21 protein-coding genes and 2 riboswitches are annotated in these 20,071 nt (G+C 62.2%); of the genes, 13 read left to right on the top strand and 8 right to left on the bottom strand.

All coding sequences use genetic code 11. From position 1 onward, the window contains the following. Positions 1-371 precede the first annotated feature (371 nt). Both ACK59H_RS11875 and ACK59H_RS11870 read left to right on the top strand, forming a co-directional pair. Complete coding sequence (locus tag ACK59H_RS11875) at positions 372-1,202, top strand: AraC family transcriptional regulator (protein ID WP_409264464.1); 831 nt, start codon at positions 372-374, stop codon at positions 1,200-1,202. 50 nt (positions 1,203-1,252) lie between these two features. Beyond that, entirely contained in the window at positions 1,253-1,837 is a 585-nt protein-coding gene (locus ACK59H_RS11870; RefSeq protein ID WP_060479161.1) for a LysE family translocator, read from the top strand. 71 nt (positions 1,838-1,908) lie between these two features. Here ACK59H_RS11870 and ACK59H_RS11865 read toward each other — a convergent pair whose 3' ends face one another. Together ACK59H_RS11865 and calA are read right to left on the bottom strand one after the other, a co-directional pair. Next, complete coding sequence (locus tag ACK59H_RS11865) at positions 1,909-3,108, bottom strand: sugar transporter (protein WP_060479162.1); 1,200 nt, start codon at positions 3,106-3,108, stop codon at positions 1,909-1,911. Positions 3,109-3,289: 181 nt separating this feature from the next. Continuing rightward, complete coding sequence (gene calA / locus ACK59H_RS11860) at positions 3,290-4,342, bottom strand: vanillin reductase (RefSeq protein WP_060479163.1); 1,053 nt, start codon at positions 4,340-4,342, stop codon at positions 3,290-3,292. Between the two features lie 179 nt (positions 4,343-4,521). Between calA and ACK59H_RS11855 the strand changes: the two genes are divergently transcribed. Beyond that, complete coding sequence (locus ACK59H_RS11855; RefSeq protein WP_409264463.1) at positions 4,522-5,427, top strand: AraC family transcriptional regulator N-terminal domain-containing protein; 906 nt, start codon at positions 4,522-4,524, stop codon at positions 5,425-5,427. Positions 5,428-5,434: 7 nt separating this feature from the next. Here ACK59H_RS11855 and thpR read toward each other — a convergent pair whose 3' ends face one another. After that, positions 5,435-5,980 (bottom strand): RNA 2',3'-cyclic phosphodiesterase, encoded by a 546-nt coding sequence (gene thpR / locus ACK59H_RS11850; protein WP_060479165.1) that lies wholly within the window; start codon positions 5,978-5,980, stop codon positions 5,435-5,437. Positions 5,981-6,137: 157 nt separating this feature from the next. On the opposite strand from thpR, the gene lpxO reads away from it, so the two are divergent. The 8 genes from lpxO to ACK59H_RS11810 all read left to right on the top strand — a co-directional run bounded on the left by lpxO (position 6,138) and on the right by ACK59H_RS11810 (position 15,126). Next, the gene (gene lpxO / locus ACK59H_RS11845) at positions 6,138-7,037 is read left to right on the top strand and encodes a lipid A hydroxylase LpxO (protein WP_060479166.1); all 900 of its coding nucleotides are present in this window, start codon (positions 6,138-6,140) and stop codon (positions 7,035-7,037) included. Between the two features lie 93 nt (positions 7,038-7,130). Further along, a complete protein-coding gene (locus ACK59H_RS11840) occupies positions 7,131-7,475 on the top strand; it encodes a carboxymuconolactone decarboxylase family protein (protein ID WP_060479167.1) in 345 nt (114 codons plus the stop codon). 78 nt (positions 7,476-7,553) lie between these two features. Further along, positions 7,554-8,123, top strand: coding sequence for a GNAT family N-acetyltransferase (locus ACK59H_RS11835; protein ID WP_060479168.1), 570 nt, complete (start codon positions 7,554-7,556; stop codon positions 8,121-8,123). A 34-nt stretch (positions 8,124-8,157) separates the two neighbouring features. After that, positions 8,158-8,364, top strand: a riboswitch (cobalamin riboswitch). A gap of 108 nt (positions 8,365-8,472) precedes the next feature. Beyond that, complete coding sequence (locus tag ACK59H_RS11830; RefSeq protein WP_060479169.1) at positions 8,473-10,590, top strand: TonB-dependent receptor; 2,118 nt, start codon at positions 8,473-8,475, stop codon at positions 10,588-10,590. 224 nt (positions 10,591-10,814) lie between these two features. Then, complete coding sequence (locus ACK59H_RS11825) at positions 10,815-11,981, top strand: DUF1624 domain-containing protein (RefSeq protein ID WP_060479170.1); 1,167 nt, start codon at positions 10,815-10,817, stop codon at positions 11,979-11,981. A 28-nt stretch (positions 11,982-12,009) separates the two neighbouring features. Next, a riboswitch (cobalamin riboswitch) is annotated at positions 12,010-12,210 on the top strand. Positions 12,211-12,317: 107 nt separating this feature from the next. Beyond that, entirely contained in the window at positions 12,318-13,328 is a 1,011-nt protein-coding gene (locus tag ACK59H_RS11820; RefSeq protein WP_060479171.1) for an ABC transporter substrate-binding protein, read from the top strand. Next, the gene (locus tag ACK59H_RS11815) at positions 13,325-14,341 is read left to right on the top strand and encodes an iron ABC transporter permease (protein WP_060479172.1); all 1,017 of its coding nucleotides are present in this window, start codon (positions 13,325-13,327) and stop codon (positions 14,339-14,341) included. The genes ACK59H_RS11820 and ACK59H_RS11815 overlap by 4 nt, the downstream gene beginning before the upstream one ends. Next, positions 14,338-15,126: an ABC transporter ATP-binding protein gene (locus tag ACK59H_RS11810; protein WP_060479173.1), complete on the top strand. Its 789-nt coding sequence runs from the start codon at positions 14,338-14,340 to the stop codon at positions 15,124-15,126. Before ACK59H_RS11815 ends, ACK59H_RS11810 begins: the two co-directional genes overlap by 4 nt. A gap of 19 nt (positions 15,127-15,145) precedes the next feature. Here ACK59H_RS11810 and ACK59H_RS11805 read toward each other — a convergent pair whose 3' ends face one another. Then, positions 15,146-15,445, bottom strand: coding sequence for a hypothetical protein (locus ACK59H_RS11805; protein WP_060479174.1), 300 nt, complete (start codon positions 15,443-15,445; stop codon positions 15,146-15,148). 206 nt (positions 15,446-15,651) lie between these two features. On the opposite strand from ACK59H_RS11805, the gene ACK59H_RS11800 reads away from it, so the two are divergent. Together ACK59H_RS11800 and ACK59H_RS11795 are read left to right on the top strand one after the other, a co-directional pair. Then, a complete protein-coding gene (locus ACK59H_RS11800) occupies positions 15,652-16,134 on the top strand; it encodes a hypothetical protein (protein ID WP_060479175.1) in 483 nt (160 codons plus the stop codon). A gap of 142 nt (positions 16,135-16,276) precedes the next feature. Further along, positions 16,277-17,017 carry a hypothetical protein gene (locus ACK59H_RS11795; protein WP_060479176.1) on the top strand — a complete coding sequence of 247 codons (741 nt, stop codon included), beginning with the start codon at positions 16,277-16,279 and terminating at the stop codon, positions 17,015-17,017. Here ACK59H_RS11795 and ACK59H_RS11790 read toward each other — a convergent pair. The 4 genes from ACK59H_RS11790 to ACK59H_RS11775 are packed head-to-tail and all read right to left on the bottom strand — an operon-like array spanning position 17,014 to position 19,855. Next, positions 17,014-17,748, bottom strand: a complete 735-nt coding sequence (locus tag ACK59H_RS11790; RefSeq protein WP_060479177.1) for an amino acid ABC transporter ATP-binding protein — start codon at positions 17,746-17,748, stop codon at positions 17,014-17,016. The genes ACK59H_RS11795 and ACK59H_RS11790 overlap by 4 nt on opposite strands. Continuing rightward, positions 17,735-18,385 carry an amino acid ABC transporter permease gene (locus ACK59H_RS11785; RefSeq protein WP_081016673.1) on the bottom strand — a complete coding sequence of 217 codons (651 nt, stop codon included), beginning with the start codon at positions 18,383-18,385 and terminating at the stop codon, positions 17,735-17,737. The genes ACK59H_RS11790 and ACK59H_RS11785 overlap by 14 nt, the downstream gene beginning before the upstream one ends. Next, positions 18,382-19,047 (bottom strand): amino acid ABC transporter permease, encoded by a 666-nt coding sequence (locus ACK59H_RS11780; RefSeq protein ID WP_060479179.1) that lies wholly within the window; start codon positions 19,045-19,047, stop codon positions 18,382-18,384. Before ACK59H_RS11780 ends, ACK59H_RS11785 begins: the two co-directional genes overlap by 4 nt. A 22-nt stretch (positions 19,048-19,069) precedes the next feature. Further along, positions 19,070-19,855: a transporter substrate-binding domain-containing protein gene (locus tag ACK59H_RS11775; RefSeq protein WP_060479180.1), complete on the bottom strand. Its 786-nt coding sequence runs from the start codon at positions 19,853-19,855 to the stop codon at positions 19,070-19,072. Positions 19,856-20,071: the final 216 nt, after the last annotated feature.

Below are 20,071 nucleotides of genomic sequence, written 5' to 3'. Positions count from 1 at the left end.
CCTACGCTCGCAAAACGCCTGAGCAGCCTTCCTAGGCCGGGCATGGCCTTGCACGCAGAGACTGCCAACCCTCTACTGCTGACACGAGTGCGCATCCCTGGTAGCGATGCAAGCTTTCGATGCTTGGAATGCGCAATACGGCGAATAGCCGATAGCAGACAAAGGGCGATTCTGTCCCGTTCAGACAGGCCACCTGCCTGCCCCGACGAGCAACGGGAGCCCTTGAAGGATCGAGCTTCCAGCGTCAAATCTTCTGTCGCCAATACCAAGCGCTCATCGCGCGTTTCCTTCCCCGCTGATCACATTTGTTCTAAACGCCGATGCCCGCCTGCGGTAAGGTGAAGCGCCCTACCCATCAGCAGCGTAGTGCCATGAGCAACTGGATCGACCTCAAGCAACACGCCGATACTGGCATCGAGTCGGTTCGCGCGCATTTCGTCGGACATGCCTATGATCCGCACTGGCACGACAGCTTCCTGGTCGGTGTCACTGAGCAGGGTGTACAGCAGTTCAACTGCCGCCGAGTGCGCCACCAGAGTACCGCGGGCCAAGTCTTCCTGCTCGAGCCCGGCGACCTGCACGACGGCCACGCGCCAACCGCTGAAGGCTTCACTTATTCAACCCTTTACCTTGAGCCAACCTGGCTCGAGGCCGAAATGCGGGCGCTGTTCGAACAGGCTCCCACCGATAGCCTGCCAAGCTTCGCCGACACCTTATGCCAGGACCCGCGCCTGGCCTGCGCCACCGCAATGGCGTTTCAGGCGGTACATGGCCTGGAGCTGCGCATTGTGCGCCAGACGGCGATGGATACCCTGCTGGCCACACTCACCGGCCACCTGCACTGGCGCAAGCGCTTGAACCCCGACCCGCGGCTGCCGATCATCGCGCAGCGGGCACGGGATTTTTTGCACGCCTATTTCGACCAGGACATTGCGCTTGAGCAGGTGGCCCAAGCCTGCGGTGTCGACCGCTTTCGCCTGACTCGGGCGTTCAAGGCCGCCTACGGTTTGGCGCCGCATGCCTATCTGATTCAGCTGCGGCTCTCCAAAGCTCGGCGTTTGCTTGCAAGGGGCAAGCTTCCGGCCGACGTGGCAATGGCGCTTGGCTTTGCTGACCAAAGCCACCTGGGGCGCTGGTTCCGCCGTGCCTACCGGTTGACCCCAGCCGATTACCGACGGCGCTGCACAAACCTTCCAGACTGACGCCAGGGGTGCTGCGAGGATGGGATGCCGAACAATTGGAGCCCTCTGCCATGTCGCAATCCTTGTTAGCGTTCATTCTCTTCGCCCTGGCTTCGAGCATCAGCCCAGGGCCGACCAACCTGCTGATTCTGGCCCATGGCGCCCGTCAGGGCCTGCGCGCGAGCCTGGCGCCGCTGCTGGCGGCATGCGCTGCGGCCGCCTCAATCGTATGGCTGGTGGGCCTTGGGCTAGGTGAAGCGCTCATGCGCCATCCCTTGGCACAGCAGGCAATGAGCTGGGCTGGCGTGTTGTGGTTGAGTTGGCTGGCCTGGCGCATGTTGCGCAGTGCCGGGCAACCGCTGCAGCGCATCGATAGCAAGCCTTTGGGCGCCGTCAGCGCGGCATCGTTACAGGTGGTAAACCCCAAGGTCTGGATGATGGCAATTGCAGTGATTGGCGTGTTTGCGGCGCCTTCGCTGCCGGTGTGGCAGCTGGCCCTGATGTTCTTGCTGATTGCCATACCGTGCATGGCGGTGTGGGCGCTGCTGGGTGTAGGTAGCACGCGCTGGTTGCAGACGCCCGGGCGGTTGTTGTGGTTCAACCGCAGCTTGGCCGCACTGCTGCTGATTTCGGCCTGGGCTGCGGTATTGAGCTAGCGAGTTGCGGCTAGGTATCTACCCTTCGCGCCCCTCAGCTGGCGTGCTTGCGCAAAGCCCAGCGCAGGCAGTCAGTGGCTGAGCGCTTCGCGCAAGCGCTGGGTGCTGGCCACAGCCAGTAACAGTGCAATCACCGCCACACTCCCGCCAACCAGGCCAATATTGGCTACGCCCATCTGGCTACTGACGATGCTCCCCAGCAATGCGCCGCCACCAATGCCGATGTTGTAGATGCCGGAAAACAGCGCCATCGCCACATCGGTGGCATCGCTGGCGAGCTTCAGCGTCTTGGACTGCAACGACAGGCTGAAACTCAGGATCGCCACGCCCCAGAACATGCTCAGCGCCGCAAACACGTAGAAGTTGCCAGACAGGGGTAACAGCAACAGCAAGCAAGCGGCCAGCACGCCGATCGAACTCAACAGAAAACCCTGGGGGAAGCGATCGCTGTAACGGCTGAACAGCACCGAGCCGCACACGCCAGCGCCACCGAACAACAGCAAAAGCAGCGTGGTGCGCTCGCCACCGATTTGCGCCACGTGCAGGGCAAATGGCTCGATGTAGCTATAAGCGGTGAATTGCGCGGTGATCACCAAGGTCACCAGCACATAGGTGATGACCAGTGCCGGGCGCTTGAACAATATAGGCAGGCTGCGCAGCGAACCTGAGTTCTGGCTGGGCAGCAATGGCAGCGACTTCATCAGGCACAGCATGGTCGCCAGCGCCACGCCGGCAATGCTAAGGAAACTGATGCGCCAGCCCAGCGCTTCGCCCACTACCCGCCCCAGCGGGATGCCCAGCACCATCGCCAATGTGGTCCCGGTGGCCAGCAACCCCAAGGCTTTGGCCTGCTGGCCCGGTGGAGCCACACGAACGGCCAGCGACGCGGTGATGGACCAGAACACGGCATGGGCCAAGGCGATGCCAACGCGGCTGACCAGCAGCATGACGAAGCTCTGCGACAACCACGACAGCAGATGGCTGACGATGAACACCAGGAACACGAACAGCAGCAACCGCCGACGCTCGATGTTACGGGTCAGCAGCATCATCGGCAGCGAAGCCAAAGCCACCACCCAAGCGTAGATAGTCAGCATCAGGCCGACCTGCGCGGTGCTCATCTGGAAGCTGCTGCCGATGTCACTTAGCAGCGCCACCGGGACGAACTCGGTGGTGTTGAAGATGAAAGCCGCCAGGGCCAGGGCGATCACACTCAGCCAGCTACCTTTGCTGGGGGTGGGCGGCATGTGGGTGGCAATGGATCCGTTCATGGGTAGGTATCTGATCTGTGCAGGCAAAGCGAAAAATCGCGCGTCAGGGGCCAAGTATCGGCCGCGCTGAGGCACGGGTTTGTTATTGGAGGGATTGCCCGCATGGTACGCGTCATACCGGGGTCTCACAACCACGGCATGCAGGTGCCCGTACCGGCGCCAGGGCCGGTACGGGCATGGCTCAGCCTTGCAGGGTCGCCATGTCGATCACGAAGCGGTACTTCACGTCACCGGCGATCATGCGCTCGTAAGCCTGGTTGATATTGCGGATGTCGAGCATTTCGATATCGCAGCGAATGTCGTGGGCAGCACAGAAGTCCAGCACCTCCTGGGTTTCGGCGATACCACCGATCAACGAACCGGCCAACACCCGACGCTTCAGTACCAGGTTGGCCGCGTGCACGGCCGGGTCGATCGGTTCGATCAGGCCCACGAGGATGTGTACGCCGTCGAATTTGAGGGTTTCCAGGTACGGATTGAGATCGTGCTGCACCGGAATGGTGTCGAGCAGGAAGTCGAAACGACCCGCGGCGGCGCGCATCTGCTCGGCATCGGTCGACACGATCACATGGTCGGCACCCTGGCGACGTGCTTCCTCGGCTTTGGCCGCAGAGCGCGTGAACAGAGTGACTTCGGCGCCCAGTGCCTTGGCCAGTTTGATACCCATGTGCCCCAGGCCACCCATGCCGAGAATGCCGATCTTGTGGCCGGGGCCTACGCCATGATGCTTGAGCGGAGAATAGGTGGTGATACCGGCGCAGAGGATCGGCGCCGCGCTGGGCAGGTCCATGCCGGCCGGGATGCGCACCACGAAGTGTTCGCTGACCACGATGCTGCTGGAATACCCGCCCATGGTGTTGCTGCCATCGACCCGATCCGGGGTGGCGTAGGTCATGGTCGGGCCTTCCAGGCAGTATTGCTCCAAATCCTTGGCGCAGGCTTCGCAGTGGCGGCAAGAGTCGACCATGCACCCTACCCCAACCAGATCGCCAACCTTATGGGAAGTGACCTTGTCGCCCACAGCCGTGACTCGACCGATGATTTCGTGGCCTGGCATCAGCGGATAAACGGCGATGCCCCATTCGTTGCGCGCCTGGTGAATGTCGGAATGGCAGACACCGCAATAGAGGATGTCGATGGCGACGTCGTCCGGGCGCGGCGCTCGGCGCTCGAAGCGCATGGGGGCCAACGGGCTGGTCGGGGTCTGGGCGGCGTAACCAATGGCGTTATACATGCGGAACCTCACAAGTAATGAAACGATTCAGGCCACCTATTTTGCTGCCCCTGGTTTTTTTCGCCCACCGCTGATTCTCCGGCATCCATGCCTGATTCTCCGGAGCTTGAACGCAGCATCTACCGCTGGCTCGCCAATCTGCGATGATGCAACTGTCTGATTCTCTGCCCAGGTTTCGTATGCAACTGACCCGTCACGTCGACGCCAATGCCCCCCTATGTTCACTGATACGCAGCCTGGCGACCCGCCCGGGCTTCGTACCCACTCACCTGCCCCAGGTGCAGGTATTGAGCTGGGACCATTATGTCGCCAGCAGCCCGCAGATCTACGAACCGAGCCTGATGATCCTGGCCCAGGGCAGCAAGCTGGCGCGTCTGGGCCCGCGCACCCTGGAATACGGCGCCGGGCATTACTTGGTGCAAGCGCTGTCGGTACCGTTCATGTGCGAGACCTTCGCCACCCCCGAGGAACCGCTGCTGGGCGTGGCGGTGGACATCGACCGCGGTGTGCTGGGCGAGCTGGTGCAGAGCATGGGCCTGACACCTGACCCTGGGGTGCAGGCCCAGACGCCGCAGTCGATGACTTCGGCGGCGCTCGATGCTTCGATGCGTGATTCGGTAGAGCGACTGCTGCTTTGCCTGCAGAACCCGGTCGACGCCAAAGTCCTGGGCCCGGCGCGCATTCGCGAGGTGCTGTATACCGCATTGCGCGGCCCCCAGGCGGGCGTGTTGCGGGCGCTGGTCGAGCAACAAGGGCACTTCGCCCGCATCGGGGCGGCGCTCACACACTTGCGCGCGCATTACGCGCAGCCGTTGAGCGTCGAGGTGTTGGCCGCCTGCGCCAACATGAGTGTCTCGACCTTTCATGAGCACTTCAAACGCTGCACCGATATGGCGCCGATGCAGTATCTCAAGCGCTTGCGCCTGCTCAAGGCGCAACAGATGTTGATTGGCGAGGGGCTGGGGGTGGCGCAGGCGGCGCACCGGGTGGGGTACCAGAGCACCTCCCAGTTCAGCCGTGAATACAAGCGCCTGTTTGCCCGCAGCCCTGGGGATGAATTGCCCTATCAAAGCCTCCCGGTCTGACGCCGGGCTAGTCCCCCAACGGCCACTGCGCCAGTGGCCAATATCGCCCCTTGCGCGACTCGAACAGCGTGAAGTGCCTGGCAATGAGGTGGAACTCAGGGGCTTGAGCGGCCTCTGGCACCTGCCCACGATAATCCCGAGCCAAGGTCAGATGCGGACGGTAATCACGTGCCTGTGCAGCGAACCCCAGCGGCAGTAACGCCTGTTGCAAACCATAGACCAGCTTGCGTAAAGCCGCAGGCGCCTGCTCAGGCTCGAGCACCAGCAGATTGGCGCGCTGCCAGGTATTCAATGCATTGAGCAACAGGCGCACAGGTGCACCCGGCCGCACCAGGTTATCTACCGCCGCGCACACGGCCGGCACCTGTGCTGCAGCCACGTCCCCCAGAAACAGCAAGGTCAGGTGGAAGTTTTCGCTGGGCACCGGCTTGCCGCCGCGCAGGCCCAACTCGCGCCGCCATTGGCTGAGTGCGCGGCGTTGGGCATCACTGACAGCCAAGGCGAAGAACAGCCTTTTGAAGGGGGTGCCGCTGGGGCGAATGTCCTGTTCCATGGGAACTCCATCACGTGAAACGTTTGCGCGCAACAGGCCGCCTTACACCAATGTCCACCTCTGCGAAGGTAACAATATGTACAAACTACCCCGCTGATTGTTTATGCTGGCGAGCTTATGCCATGGCGCATGGCCATTTTTCGACAAGTAACCGTCCATGAAAATTGCACTTGTATTGATCTTCGTTCTCTCGATCGCCTATGTTCACCTGCGCGGTCGAGTACGCCACAAACTGACTCGCCAATTGGGTGACCACTCAAGCTTCCTGGCGCCGGTCAACACTTTCCTGTACCTGTTCTCCAAGCACCCGGCCAAGCCCTACCTGCCGGTCGAAGCCTTCCCCGAGCTGCAGCCGCTCAAGGACCACTGGCAGGAGATTCGTAGCGAAGCTCAGCAACTGCTGCACGTGGGCGAGATCAAGAAGTCCGACAATTACGACGATGTCGGTTTCAACTCTTTCTTCAAGACCGGCTGGAAACGTTTCTACCTCAAGTGGTACGGCGAAAGCCACCCATCGGCCATGACCCTGTGCCCGCGCACCACCGAGCTGCTGCAGGGCATCGGTACGGTCAAGGCAGCGATGTTCGCCACCCTGCCCCCTGGTGCCAAGCTGGTGCGACACCGCGACCCGTATGCCGGCTCGTACCGCTTTCACCTGGGCCTGGACACGCCCAACGACGACGGCTGCTACATCGACGTGGATGGCGAGAAGTATTCCTGGCGCGATGGCGAGGGCGTGGTTTTCGATGAAACCTATATCCACTACGCCGCCAACACCACCGAGCATAATCGCATCATCTTGTTCTGCGACATCGAACGCCCGTTGAAGTACCGCTGGGCAACGGCGTTCAACCGCTGGTTCAGCCGCAACGTCATGGCGGGGGCAGCGGCACCTAACGACGCGGGCGACAAAACCGGCGCCATCAACCGCTTGTTCAGGCGCATCTACAAGATCCGCGAGCGTGGCAAAGCCCTGAAAAAGCGTAACCGCACACGCTATTACCTGGAAAAGTGGCTGGTGGTCGCGGCCGTCGTGCTGGTGTTCATCTACATCTGATGCCCTTGCTGCACCCTATCGCCGGCAAGCGGCGATAGGCGCGAATTCGACTAGCCTGAAAGCTCCCCCTGCAACCTTGCCAAGGTGAAGACGATGAGCATGATGGACTGGGACGCCTACCGTAAGCAGCTGATGGCCGGCATCGGCGACCTCAAGCAACTGTCCCCCGACACTGTCGCCGGCTATATGACTGCCAGTGGCGCCGGCGCCAAGACCAACCACCTGGACGCCAAGACCCGCGAACTGATTTCACTGGCCGTGGCCGTGACCACCCGCTGCGACGGCTGCATCGCGGTGCATTCACAACAGGCTGTCAAGCACGGTGCTACCCGCGAGGAAATCGCCGAGGCCCTCGGTGTGGCTGTAGCCATGAATGCCGGCGCCGCCCTGGTTTACTCGGCTCGGGCCCTGGATGCGGTGGGCAAGGCCGACGGCTGATGCCTTACGGCGTCGGTGCCCTTGCGCGTCGGCGCCGCGCCAACCAGACTTGGCGGCCTAGCCACTGCAGGAACCGCCATGATCCATATCCGCCCCATGACGCCGGAAGACTTCGAGCGTTTCTGGCCAACTTTCCAGGCCATCGCCCAGGCCCGTGAAACCTATGCCTACGACCCTGACCTGACATTCGAGCAGGCACGCCAGCTATGGCTGCACCTGCCCCTGCACACGCTGCTGGCCGAAGAAGACGGTGAACTGCTTGGATCCTACTACCTCAAGGCCAATGCTGCCGGCCCAGGCGCCCATGTGGGCAACTGCGGTTACATGGTCTGCGAGGCTGCCCGCGGGCGGGGCGTAGCAAGGCTGATGTGCGAACATTCCCAGAAACTGGCGCGCCAGGAAGGGTTTTTGGCGCTGCAGTTCAATTCGGTCGTCGCGAGCAACGAAGTGGCTGTGGCGCTGTGGACGCAGCTAGGCTTCGAAACCGTTGGCCGCCTGCCCAAAGCCTACCGCCACGCCCGCCTTGGCCTGGTCGATTGCCTGGTGATGTACAAATGGCTGGCCGATGAACCGGTGGTGGAGAAACCAGCCCTGTTGATCGGACGCAAAAATATTGAGGCGCGCGTATCGCGCCGTCGCGGGCGCTGATTCACGGATTTGACGCGCCGGCCATTCGATGGTCAGATGCGCGCCAGTTTCAGGTGCCCTGCGCCGCCGTGCGCAGGGTGAAACGGGAAGCCGGTGCGTCGTGGTTCACGACAAGTCCGGCGCTGCCCCCGCAACGGTAAGCGAGCGATGCCTTCGATACACCACTGTGCGCCTGCATGGGAAGGTGAAGGTATCACGCCCCTCGCAAGCCCGGAGACCGGCCTGAAGCTTCACTTGGCAACCCGCGGTGGGCGGGCGCAGGCCGGTATCCGCGTGTGCGCCAGCGTGCGCGGTGCGCCTTTGCGTGTTTTCCACCGGGATCCATTCATTCCTGCTGCAGTGGAACGACATGTCCCGACTCATCAAGCTTCATCCCCTGGCGGCCTGTTTGGCCGTGACCTTGCCAGTACTGGCCGACGAACCTGTGCTGAACCTCCCCTCCACAGCTGTCACCGATAGCCGTGACCCACAACGCGTCGACCTGGCCACCCCCACTGATGCCGGCTCGCGGCTGAACCTCAGCGCCCTGGATACACCTGCCAGCATCAGCAGCATCACGGCCAGCCAGATCGAGCAGCGCAATAACCTCACCGTTCAGGACGCAGTGACCCGATCCCCCGGCATCACCTTCATCGGCAACCCCGGCGACGGCGGCACTGGCCTGTCAGCACGCGGCTTCACAGGCCATGGATCTGTGATGACCCTGTTCGACGGCGCGCGCCTGTACACCGGGGCCGGTACTCAGACGTTTCCGGTCGACCCGTGGATGGTCGAGCAGATCGATGTGATTCGCGGCCCGGCCTCGGTACTGTATGGTGAGGGCGCCACCGGGGCAGTGATCAACGTAATCCCGAAAAAACCATGGGTTGGCGAGGTTCGCAACCACCTGCGCCTGGGCTATGGCTCCTGGGATCGCCAGCAGTTGGGCCTGGACAGCGGCGGCAGCCTCAGTGAGCGCTTGAGCTACCGCGTGACACTCAACCAGCAAGCGGGCAATGGCTGGGTCGACCGCACAGATTCCCGTAGCCTGGCGCTCAGTGCCGCAGTGCGCTTTGACGCCAGCGAGGACCTCAGCTTCACCCTCGCCCACGAACGGGGCGACGCCCAGCCGGCCAATTACTACGGCACGCCGTTGATCGATGGCCACTACCGCAACAGCCTGCGCAAGAAGAACTACAACATTCGCAACGATGTGCAGCGCTACCACGACGAGTGGACGCGTTTGACTACCGACTGGACGCTGACCGATCACGTCAGCGCCAGCAACCAGCTGTATTACATCAAGAGCCGCCGTCACTGGCGCAATGCCGAGAACTACAGCTGGGACGCCGCGCGAGAGCAACTGGAGCGCCAGAGCTACCTGCAAATCAGGCACAACCAAGAGCAGATTGGCGATCGCCAGACCTTCAGCTTCGATCATCAGCTGTTCGGGCTGCCAAGCAGGACGCTGATTGGCGCCGAGTACAACAAGGTGCGTTTCAACGTCGACAGCAACCGGCCCTACGACGACGTGGGTGCAGACTACATCGACCCATGGCAGCCAGCCGCTGGCTGGTTCCATAGCAATTCGCCAACCCGTGCGCAGACGCTGTCCACTACCCACACCTTCGCCCTGTTCGCCGAGAACCGCTTGCAGCTGAGCGAGCGCTTGTCGCTGGTGACGGGCGTGCGTCGCGACCAGAATCACATCGAGCGCGACAACCTTGTCGATGCCAGCCGCAGTGACCGCAGCCTGCAGGGTGGCAACTGGCGCGCTGGGCTGGTGTTCGCAGTCACTGATGATCTGTCGCTGTATGGCCAGTACAGCACCAGTGAAGACGGCGTGGACAACCTGATCAGCCTGGCCCCGTCCCAGATGCACTATCACCTGACCAAGGCCAGACAGACTGAGTTGGGCCTCAAGCAGCGCTTCTGGGACGGTCGGGGCGAATGGACCCTGGCAGCCTTCCATATCGTCAAGAACAAGCTGCTGGTGGCTGACCCGATCAGCCACGAGGCCCAGCAAGCCGGGCAGCAGACGTCCGATGGCCTGGAAGCTTCTGTGGAATTGGCCCTGGGGCAGCGCTGGCAGCTATCGGCGAATGCAGCGCTGGTACGTGCCAAGTTCGATGATTTTGACGAGCTGGTCGATGGCGTGCCCCAGAGCCGTGCGGGTAACCGGCCTGCCAATGTGCCGCGGCGCACGGCCAACCTGTGGCTGAGTAAAAGCTTTGGCCAGCAAGTGGAAGCTGGCATCGGTGCGCGCTATGTGGACGAACGCTATGCCGACACGGCCAATAGCCAAAGTGCACCGGGTTACACCGTGGTGGATGCCAACATCGGCTGGCAGCTACTACCAGACGTGCGCCTGGGGTTGCAGCTCAACAACCTGTTCGACCGGGCGTATGTGGCCTCGGTATTCAGTGGCGAGCAATGGGTAATGGGCACGCCGCGGTCGTATTTCGCTACCGTGGATTACACGTTCTGATTCGCCGCGATCGATGGCGCGGGCTAGACCCGTTCTTGGCTGAACGCCGCTCTTGGAGGTTCATGCCAATCGCCAAGCCTGTGCTGCGGGTTTACCCGCGAGCACGGGCGAAGCCCGCTGATAACAGTTAATCAATCGCCACTGCGCAAAAAAACAAGCCAGTGCGCATGATTAGTTATAAGATAACGTTTCCTTTGATACCGATTCTTGCCTGCGAATTTTCCATGATCAGCCCCTCAGTCAAAACCACCTTACCGACCCAGCGCCTGCAAAGCATCGACGCTCTGCGCGGCCTGGTGATTCTGTTCATGCTGCTGGACCACGTTCGCGAGACCTTTTTCCTACACCGCCAGGTCAGCGACCCGATGACCATCGAAACCACCGAACCCTGGTTGTTCGCCAGCCGCACCCTGGCCCACCTGTGCGCGCCGGTATTCGTTCTGCTCACGGGGCTGTCGGCGTGGTTGTATGGTGAGAAGTATCAGGGCCGTGGCGAGGTTTCAGGGTTTTTGTTCAAGCGCGGACTGTTCTTGGTGGTGTTGGAGTTCACCTTGGTCAACTTTGCCTGGACCTTCGAACTGCCACCGGGCGTGATTTACCTGCAGGTCATCTGGGCCATAGGGATAAGCATGATCGCCCTGTCGCTGTTGGTCTGGCTGCCGCGCCCTGCCCTGTTGGGCGTGGCAGCACTGATCATTGCTGGCCACAACCTGCTCGACAACCTGCACTTCGGTGTGGAGTCGGCCTTGCATGTGCCCTGGGCGATGCTGCACGACCGAAGCTGGCTGGACGTGACCGACGGCCTGCGCTTGCGCACGTCCTATCCGGTATTGCCATGGATAGGAGTGATCGCTTTGGGGTATGCCCTCGGCCCGTGGTTCGCCCGAGGCAGCGATGCCGGCCAGCGTCAGCACCGGCTGATGGTGGCCGGCGCCGTCGCCCTGCTCGGGTTCATGATATTGCGCCTGTATAACGGCTACGGCGATGCGCCGTGGGCCGGCTACCCGACCATCACGCAGACGCTGATGAGCTTTTTCAACATCACCAAATACCCACCCTCGCTGCTGTTTCTGGCGCTGACCCTGGGCTGCGGCCTGCTGTTGCTCCGCGCCTTCGAACGCGCAGGGCATGCCCGCTGGATCAGTGCTTTGGCAGTGCTAGGTGCAGCGCCGATGTTCTTCTATCTGCTGCACCTGTACGTGCTCAAACTGCTGTACCTGGCCGGTATGGCGCTGTGGGGCCATAACCACGGTGAGCACTTTGGCTTTGACAGCATCGGCGCGGTGTGGCTGATGTCGCTGCTGCTGGCTGGGGCGCTGTACGTGCCGGTGCGTCGGTTCGCCCGGCTCAAGGCACGCCGGCGCGATATCGCTTGGCTGAAGTACTTCTGATTTGACCTTTTGCCCGGCGGCTTGATGGTCTACCATGCCGCCCGCCGGTTTCCATCACGGAATCAATAGGGAATCCCGGGCTCGCCCATGGCGTGCCAATCGGAACTGCCCCCGCAACTGTAGGTGCCGAGCCTGCTCCATCGATGCCACTGGGTGATTTGATCCGGGAAGGCTGGAGCCGGGCCAGGACGCACCAGTCAGGAGACCTGCCGGCGCCTATCACCAACCGGCGGGGTGTCCGGGATGGCCATCCGAGTTGCCTCTGCGCCAGCAGGGGGCCGGCGATGCCTGTCCGTGCGTTCCTCACCAGAACTGTCTGTCAGGAGATCGCCCCGCATGCTGCCCCGTCTTATCGCCTTGCTTGCAAGCCTGAGCTTCATCGGCCTGGCCCAGGCCGGTACCACTCACTATCCGCTGACCCTTGAGAACTGCGGTATCCCGCAGACGTTCGCCCAAGCCCCGGAGCGTGCGGTCACCATCGGCCAGGCAGGCAGCGAAATGCTCTATGCGCTGGGCCTTGGCGACAAGCTGGCCGGTACCTCACTGTGGTTCAACAACGTGCTGCCCGAATACCAGGCAATCAATGCCAGGGTACCGCGCCTGGCCGACAACGAGCCGAGTTTCGAGGCAGTCGTGGCCAAGCGTCCTCAATTGGTGGCCGTGCAATTCGAGTGGATGGTGGGCGCTCAGGGGGCGGTGGCTACCCGCGAGCAGTTCGCTGAGTTGGGCATTGCAACCTACCTGCTGCCTTCGGACTGCGAGGGCAAGGACAACCTGGTGGGTGCCGACGGCACTCGTCTGCAGGCGTTTCAGGTCGACAGCATTTACAAGAGTGTCAGCCAGCTGGCCGAAATCTTCGACGTGCAGGAGCGCGGCGCAGCCCTCAATGCCGACCTCAAGGCACGCCTGGCCAGCGCCAGGCTGCAACTGCGCGACAAAGACCTGAGCAACACTTCGGCACTGTTCTGGTTCTCCAGCAGCGAGCTCGCCGCCGCCCCGTATGTGGCCGGCCGCCAGGGCGTAGCCGACTTCATGCTGCGCACGCTGGGGGTACGCAACGTAGTCGATTCGACCGAAGAGTGGCCGACCGTAGGCTGGGAAACCTTGGCCAAGGCCAACCCTACCTGGCTGATCATCGCGCGCATGGACCGCCGTCGCTACCCTGCCGATGACTATCAGAAAAAGCTCGAATTCCTTCGCAAGGACCCGGTGACAAAGCACATGGATGCGGTGAAGTACAACCGTGTCATCCTGCTCGACGCCGAAGCGATGCAGGCCGGAATCCGCTTGTTCCGTGGGCTGCAAACGTTATCTGCAGCCTTCGCCAGTGGTCACGCGGCGCAATGATCAAAGCACTGCTCTACAGCACGCTGGCCCTGCTGGCCTTGCTCGCTGCCGTGCTGGCCGGCACGGTCATCGGTGAAACCCACTTGCAGCCAAGCGTCGTCGGCCAGGTGCTGGCCAATCACCTGTGGCAAGCCGGCTATCCGGTCGATCCGATCGATGCCGGTATCGTCTGGAACTACCGCCTGACCCGCTCGCTGGTCGCCGCGGCCTGCGGTGCAGGCCTGGCCACTTGCGGGGTCATTCTCCAGGCACTGCTGCGCAACCCGCTAGCCGAACCCTACCTGCTGGGCCTTTCGGCCGGAGCCTCCACCGGCGCAGTGCTGGTGGGGCTGCTGGGGCTTGGCAGTGCGGCCCTGAGTATGTCTGGCGGTGCCTTCCTCGGGGCCCTTGCCGCGTTCGCCCTGGTACTGGTGCTGGCCCGCGCCGCCGGGCCCGACAGCAACAACGCACAGGTAATCCTCGCCGGCATCGCTGGCTCACAGTTGTTCAATGCCCTCACCGCCTTGCTCATCACCCAATCAGCCACCGCCGAGCAAGCCCGAGGCATTCTGTTCTGGCTGCTGGGCAACCTCAGCGGCGTACGCTGGCCCTCGGTATGGCTGGCCCTCCCGGCAGCCCTGTTCGGCTTGGTGGTGTGCCTGTGGCACCGCCGCGCGCTGGACGCTTTTACTTTCGGCTCTGACTCGGCGGCGTCTCTGGGCATCGCGGTGCGCCGCAGCCAGTTGCTACTGATCAGCTGCGCGGCGCTGGTGACGGCGGTGATGGTCTCGATCGTCGGCGCCATCGGCTTCGTTGGCCTGGTGATACCCCACGCCTTGCGCCTGCTGCTGGGCCCAGGCCACGGCCGATTGCTGCCTGCCAGCGCCCTGGGTGGGGCATTGTTCCTGATTGCCGCCGATATCCTGTCGCGCACCCTGATCGCCGGCCAGGTCATTCCGGTAGGCGTGGTCACTGCCTTGCTGGGTGCACCGGTTTTTGCCCTGATTCTGATCAGCCGCCGGGGGCGCCCATGACGGTCATGCACAGCGCACAACCAGCACCCATGGCATGCAGCGGCCTGGGCCTGAAATTGGCAGGCCACGCCGTGTTGTGCGACATCACGCTCAGCGTGATACCCGGTGAAACATTGGCCGTCGTCGGCCCCAACGGCTCGGGCAAATCGTCACTGCTCAAGCTGTTGGCAGGCCTGCGCACACCCAGTTCAGGTAGTGTTGAATTGCTGGGCGAGCCGCTGGCACGCCTGCCACGCCGGCGCGTCGCACAAGCCTTGGCGCTGGTCGAGCAACAAGCCGACACCCTCGACGCGATCAGCGTGTTCGATGCCGTTGCCCTGGGCCGTACACCGTGGCTGTCAGCGCTGACGCCGTTTTCCAGCGCTGACCGCGCAATCGTCGAGCAAGCCCTGGCCGATCTGGATGCTGCGCACCTAACCACTCGCATATGGCGTTCTCTGTCCGGCGGCGAGCGCCAGCGCGTGCACATCGCCCGCGCCTTGGCTCAGCGGCCTCAGGTGCTGTTGCTCGACGAGCCGACCAACCACCTCGACATCCAGCACCAGCTCAGCTTGCTGCAGCAGGTGCAGGGGTTGCCGGTGAGCACATTGGTTGCCTTGCACGATCTTAACCAGGCCCTGACCTGCGACCGGGTCGCTGTGCTTGACCAGGGACGCCTGGTCGCCCTCGGCAAACCGCTGGAGGTGCTCACCCCTGAGCGGCTGCTGAGCACCTTCAGGGTGCATGCCCATTACCTGACCGCCCCCTACGATGGTACGCCTGTCCTGCGTTTTCGGGTGCCGTGAGACCCGTGCCTGGCCGCATTCACACCCCCCAGTTTTGCCGCTCCTGCTCAGTCAAGGTCGCCACCACGGCGGTAAATACCTCGTCGAGCTCACAAGCGATGTGTTGATGCACCAGGTAGTGCGTCAGCAAGTAGCGCTTCACGGTCCTGGGCCAGCTTCCCTCCTTGTGCGCCGCGATGATCAGCCCTTTGCCGTCCTCGAAACAGGAAGACGGCCTGAATTTGGTCAGCAGTTTGTCCAGGTCGGCATAGGTCCAGTCGGCCTTGCGAGCCTCGAAGGCGTCGAGCAGGTCGAGTTTGTACAACGCAAGATGTGCCATGAGCGTCCTTCCTCAGTCATCGCCGATGACAATGACGGTAAACAACATGCTCGGCGATGAAAATGAACGAGAGGTTCCACTTCTAGGCCTATGACGTAGGAAGCGTCCTACACTGCGAGCTCGCGTTTTTTTACTCCGGCGCACTGCTGGCCAAGCACCGTACACCGCTATAATCTACCCCTGCAAAACGCGCCCAAGGCCCCTCCATGCCCCGCATACAGACGTTGCTGTTCCCCCTGCTGTTGATTTGCGCCGTTGCCGCCTGCGATCAGAAGCCTTCGCGCGAGGAGCAGATTCTGGCCAACCTGCCGCTGCAGGAGGCCTACGACCACAACATCGAACGCATGGCGGCATTGCTCACCCGCACCCACCCGCATTTGAATGCCGCCACAATCAGCAGCGTCCTGCGCCGATACCTCACGGTCGAGGATCAACGCCAGGACCTGTTCAAGCTCTACAGCAAGAAGAACTTCACCGATGCCGAGTTCGCCACCATCGTTGCCGCCACCCACGACCCGGCGAAGGCCAAGGCCCTTGAAGACACCGAAGAAGGCCAGCGGCTGAGCGACAAGCTCACCGGGCTGATGCGCGAAACGGCACAGGACAAAAACGCCCAGGCGCTGGCCGAGCAGCGCATGCAACAGATCGAGCAGGCGTTGCAGGCGCTGGAGGAACAGGCGCGCAAGTGAGTGGTGGCGCTAATGCCGACGCGCACGGGAAGATGTTTCCCACACAATCAGCAGTCACTTCTGCGCGTGCGGTCAGGGAGAATATGCACGCCATCCACCGCGGGGTCGAAGTTCCGGCTCAAGCACACGCAAGGACGTTCCTGTGTCAAAAATCTTGGTGACCATCCTATTCGCCCTCACTTTGGCCGCTTGCAAGGCTCGCGCTGTACCAGACGCGCAGCCCGCTGCAACGGGCATCTTCGCCAAGCAAATGCAGCAAGCGCTCATCCAGACAATCGCCACCACCGATAGCGGTCGGCATGTCGGTGTAGTCAGGTTGCGCATCACCTTGGACGCAAATTCCGCACCCATCGCTTGCAAGGCCCAGCCTTCACCGGGCCAGGAAAAGCTGCTGCCGGCTGGCGTACCTCTGAGCAACTTCAAGGCGCTGGCCAGGCTGGTCGAAGCGCAGTGCTGGAAGACCATCTACCCCCGCGTACCTGCAGCGTTGTATGAGGCCAAGGATACTGTCGACGTCATCGCCCCGCTGGTCGTGATGCTGCCTGCAGCAGACCCTGCATCACTGCGGGGTCAGGCGAACGCGCAGCGCGCATTTTTCTGGCAGCACCTACTGCGCGATCAACCGGTAACCAGCGTTGGCAGTGTGTCGGTGTATTACCAGGGCAATGCACAAGGCAAAGTCGAGCAGTGCCTGGTGCAGATTCACCCGCACCCTTTGCGGCCAGCCGACTTTCGGCTGGACAGCGAGCTCCAGGCCCGTCTCAATGCCCGCTGTCTGGCCACGAACCTGAACCAGCTGCCGGGCTATTCAGCGAATGCCAACGGCGTGGCTGAGGGCTACAGCGAGCTTGAGTACGCACCGTGGCGTGTCGGTCGCCCCTAGGCCGACGCCACTGCTCCAATGAAATTGGCCAGCTCCGCCGTCTGCGGCGCGGCGAACACCTCACGTGGGTGGCCCACTTCATGCACTTTGCCTTGGTGCATGAACACCAGCTTGTCTCCAACTTCACGGGCGAAGCGCATTTCGTGAGTGACCATGATCAGGGTCATGCCCTCGCTGGCCAGTTGGCGAACCACCCCAAGCACTTCATTGACCAATTCCGGGTCCAGGGCCGAGGTGATCTCGTCGCACAGCAACACCTTCGGCGACATCGCCAAGGCGCGGGCAATCGCGACTCGCTGCTGCTGGCCACCGGAAAGGCGATCAGGGTAGGCATCGAATTTTTCGGCAAGGCCAACCCGCGCCAGCATCTGTTCGGCCAACTGGCGCGCTTCGGTGCGGCTGGCCTTTTTCACCACCTGCGGGGCGAGCATCACATTCTCGCCCACGCTCAGGTGGGGAAACAGGTTGAACTGCTGGAACACCATACCGACCTTTTGCCGCAGGGAACGCAAGTCGGCACGGGCAGCGTCGAGGTACTCGCCGTCCACTTCGATAACACCGTCGCTGATCGACTCCAGGCCGTTGAGGGTACGCAGCAAGGTGCTCTTGCCTGAGCCACTGCGGCCGATGATGGCCACTACCTCGCCTTCCTCGATGGCGAGGTCGACCCCCTTCAGCACGTGGTTGTCGCCATAGTATTTGTGCAGCGCGGACACTCTAAGCAGGGGCATGCAGCCTCCTTTCCAAATAACGGGCGCTCAACGAGAGCGGGTAACAGAGTACGAAATAGCCCAGCGCGACCAGGCCGTAGACCATGAACGGCTCGAACGTGGCGTTTGCCAGCATGCCGCCGGTCTTGGTCAGTTCGGTGAAACCAATGATCGAGGTCACCGCCGTGCCCTTGACCACCTGCACGGAAAAGCCAACCGTCGGTGCCACGGCGATGCGCATGGCCTGAGGCAGGATCACATGGCGCAACTGCTCCATCCGGCTAAGCGCCAGGCTGCCGGAGGCCTCCCACTGGCCGCGCGGTATCGCTTCGACGCAACCGCGCCAGATTTCAGCGAGAAAGGCGCTGGTGAACAGGGTCAGGGCAATCGCGGCGGCCATCCAGGCAGACACGTCCAGGCCAAACAAGGCAATGCCGAAGAACACCATGAACAGTTGCATCAGCAGCGGCGTACCTTGGAACAGCTCGATGTAGCCCCTGGCCAGGCTGCGCACCATCAGGTGCTGGGACAACCGCGCAACCAGCACCAGCAGGCCCGCTAAACCGCCACACACAAACGCTACCAGCGACAACAGCAGGGTCCATTGCAGGCCGATCAGCAGGTTGCGCAAGATGTCCCAGAAGGTGAAGTCCATCAGCGTTTCCCCATCAGCAGGCGCTGCCCCGCCCAGGCCAGCAGCTGACGCAGCACGATGGCCATGAACAGATACAGCAAGGTGGTCAGCAGGTAAGTTTCAAAGGCGCGAAAATTACGCGACTGGATGAAGTTGGCGGCGAACGACAGCTCCTCGGTGGCAATCTGTGAACACACCGCCGAACCCAGCATGACGATCACGATCTGGCTGGTCAGCGCCGGCCAGACTTTCGCCAGCGCAGGCTGCAACACCACATGGCGGAACGTCTCGAAGCGGCTCATGGCCAAGGCTGCGGCTGCCTCCAACTGCCCCTTGGGGATGGCCTGGATACCAGCACGAATGATCTCGGTGGAATAGGCTCCCAGGTTGATCACCATGGCCAGCACAGCGGCTTGCCACTCGGTCAGGCGCACACCCAGCGCCGGCAGGCCGAAGAAAATGAAGAACAGCTGCACGATGAAAGGTGTGTTGCGGATCAACTCGACGTACACACCGAACAGCAGGTCGAAAGGCCGTATTCGCCAGGCACGTACACCAGCGCCAAGTACACCGATGGCCACGCCCAGCAGCGTGCCGACGGCGGTGAGCTGCAAGGTGAACCAAGCACCTTTGAGCAGCAGGTCGCTCTGGGCCAATACAGGGGCAAAATCAAACGCATACGCCATGGTTACAAGCTCCGGATGCAACTCACAGGTCGGCCGGCAGCGGCTGTTTCAACCATTTCTCGGCGTTGCGGTTCAGGCTGCCGTCGACCTTGGCGGCTTCCAGCGTGGCATTGACCTTGTCCAGCAACGCCGGCTCGTTCTTGGCCAGCCCCACGTAAACAGGCGAGTCCTTGAGCTTGACCTTCATCACCGGCACCTTGGCCGGGTTTTTCTCAGCGATGGCCGCCATTACCACACTGCCGCTGGCGATCAGTTCGACCTGACCGGAAAGGTAGGCGGCGATGGTCGAGTTGTTGTCTTCGAAGCGCTTGATGACTGCGCCTTTGGGCGCCACGGCGCTCAGTTCCATGTCCTCGATCGAGCCGCGGGTGACGCTGATGGTTTTGCCTGCTACGGCATCGATGTTGGCGATGTCCGCCTCGGCCGGGCCAAATACGGCCAGGTAGAACGGTGCGTAGGGCCTGGAGAAGTCGATCACGGCTGCACGCTCAGGATTTTTGCCCAGGCTGGAGATCACCAGGTCGACCTTGCCAGTGGTGAGAAACGGTATCCGGTTGGTGCTGTTAACCGGCGTCAGGGCAAGTTTTACACCCAATTTGTCGGCCAGCAGCTGCGCCGTATCGATGTCCAGGCCACGGGGCTTGAAGTCAGGCCCGACCGAACCGAACGGGGGGAAGTCCTGTGGCACTGCCACCTTGAGCACACCACGTGCGCTGATGTCAGCCAGTGCATCGGCCTTGGCGATAGGCAATACCAGGGCGCCGCCACACATCAGGCTGGCCAGTAACAGGGTGCGGAAAGTCTTCATCGAACGGCCTCGCAGAGGTTCAAGGTAAGGGGCGATCGGAGCAGTGCATGGGCCATGCCAAAACCGGCCGAAACGCCGCAAACACTGCACCACACGGTCTTACTGGTCTGAACAGTTGCCACCCTGCTATCCAATCTGCAGTGTTCACTGCCCTGCTTTCGTGCAAGGCGATGCTGGGCTGCGCCAGGGCGGAGCAACGCTTGCCAGCGCCCGTCA

The organism is Pseudomonas sp. KCJK9000 (genome assembly GCF_046230725.1).
Taxonomy (GTDB): Bacteria; Pseudomonadota; Gammaproteobacteria; order Pseudomonadales; family Pseudomonadaceae; genus Aquipseudomonas; species Aquipseudomonas promysalinigenes.
Note: the sequence above shows the minus strand (reverse complement) of the source record. Positions and strands in the feature narration are given on the sequence as shown.

Excerpts from the sequence above, each read along its gene's own strand:
- ACK59H_RS11875 (WP_409264464.1), top strand. The coding sequence starts at position 372 with ATGAGCAACTGGATCGACCTCAAGCAACACGCCGATACTGGCATCGAG.
- ACK59H_RS11870 (WP_060479161.1), top strand. The coding sequence starts at position 1,253 with ATGTCGCAATCCTTGTTAGCGTTCATTCTCTTCGCCCTGGCTTCGAGC.
- ACK59H_RS11865 (WP_060479162.1), bottom strand. The coding sequence starts at position 3,108 with ATGAACGGATCCATTGCCACCCACATGCCGCCCACCCCCAGCAAAGGT.
- calA (WP_060479163.1), bottom strand. The coding sequence starts at position 4,342 with ATGTATAACGCCATTGGTTACGCCGCCCAGACCCCGACCAGCCCGTTG.
- ACK59H_RS11855 (WP_409264463.1), top strand. The coding sequence starts at position 4,522 with ATGCAACTGACCCGTCACGTCGACGCCAATGCCCCCCTATGTTCACTG.
- thpR (WP_060479165.1), bottom strand. The coding sequence starts at position 5,980 with ATGGAACAGGACATTCGCCCCAGCGGCACCCCCTTCAAAAGGCTGTTC.
- lpxO (WP_060479166.1), top strand. The coding sequence starts at position 6,138 with ATGAAAATTGCACTTGTATTGATCTTCGTTCTCTCGATCGCCTATGTT.
- ACK59H_RS11840 (WP_060479167.1), top strand. The coding sequence starts at position 7,131 with ATGAGCATGATGGACTGGGACGCCTACCGTAAGCAGCTGATGGCCGGC.
- ACK59H_RS11835 (WP_060479168.1), top strand. The coding sequence starts at position 7,554 with ATGATCCATATCCGCCCCATGACGCCGGAAGACTTCGAGCGTTTCTGG.
- ACK59H_RS11830 (WP_060479169.1), top strand. The coding sequence starts at position 8,473 with ATGTCCCGACTCATCAAGCTTCATCCCCTGGCGGCCTGTTTGGCCGTG.
- ACK59H_RS11825 (WP_060479170.1), top strand. The coding sequence starts at position 10,815 with ATGATCAGCCCCTCAGTCAAAACCACCTTACCGACCCAGCGCCTGCAA.
- ACK59H_RS11820 (WP_060479171.1), top strand. The coding sequence starts at position 12,318 with ATGCTGCCCCGTCTTATCGCCTTGCTTGCAAGCCTGAGCTTCATCGGC.
- ACK59H_RS11815 (WP_060479172.1), top strand. The coding sequence starts at position 13,325 with ATGATCAAAGCACTGCTCTACAGCACGCTGGCCCTGCTGGCCTTGCTC.
- ACK59H_RS11810 (WP_060479173.1), top strand. The coding sequence starts at position 14,338 with ATGACGGTCATGCACAGCGCACAACCAGCACCCATGGCATGCAGCGGC.
- ACK59H_RS11805 (WP_060479174.1), bottom strand. The coding sequence starts at position 15,445 with ATGGCACATCTTGCGTTGTACAAACTCGACCTGCTCGACGCCTTCGAG.
- ACK59H_RS11800 (WP_060479175.1), top strand. The coding sequence starts at position 15,652 with ATGCCCCGCATACAGACGTTGCTGTTCCCCCTGCTGTTGATTTGCGCC.
- ACK59H_RS11790 (WP_060479177.1), bottom strand. The coding sequence starts at position 17,748 with ATGCCCCTGCTTAGAGTGTCCGCGCTGCACAAATACTATGGCGACAAC.
- ACK59H_RS11780 (WP_060479179.1), bottom strand. The coding sequence starts at position 19,047 with ATGGCGTATGCGTTTGATTTTGCCCCTGTATTGGCCCAGAGCGACCTG.
- ACK59H_RS11775 (WP_060479180.1), bottom strand. The coding sequence starts at position 19,855 with ATGAAGACTTTCCGCACCCTGTTACTGGCCAGCCTGATGTGTGGCGGC.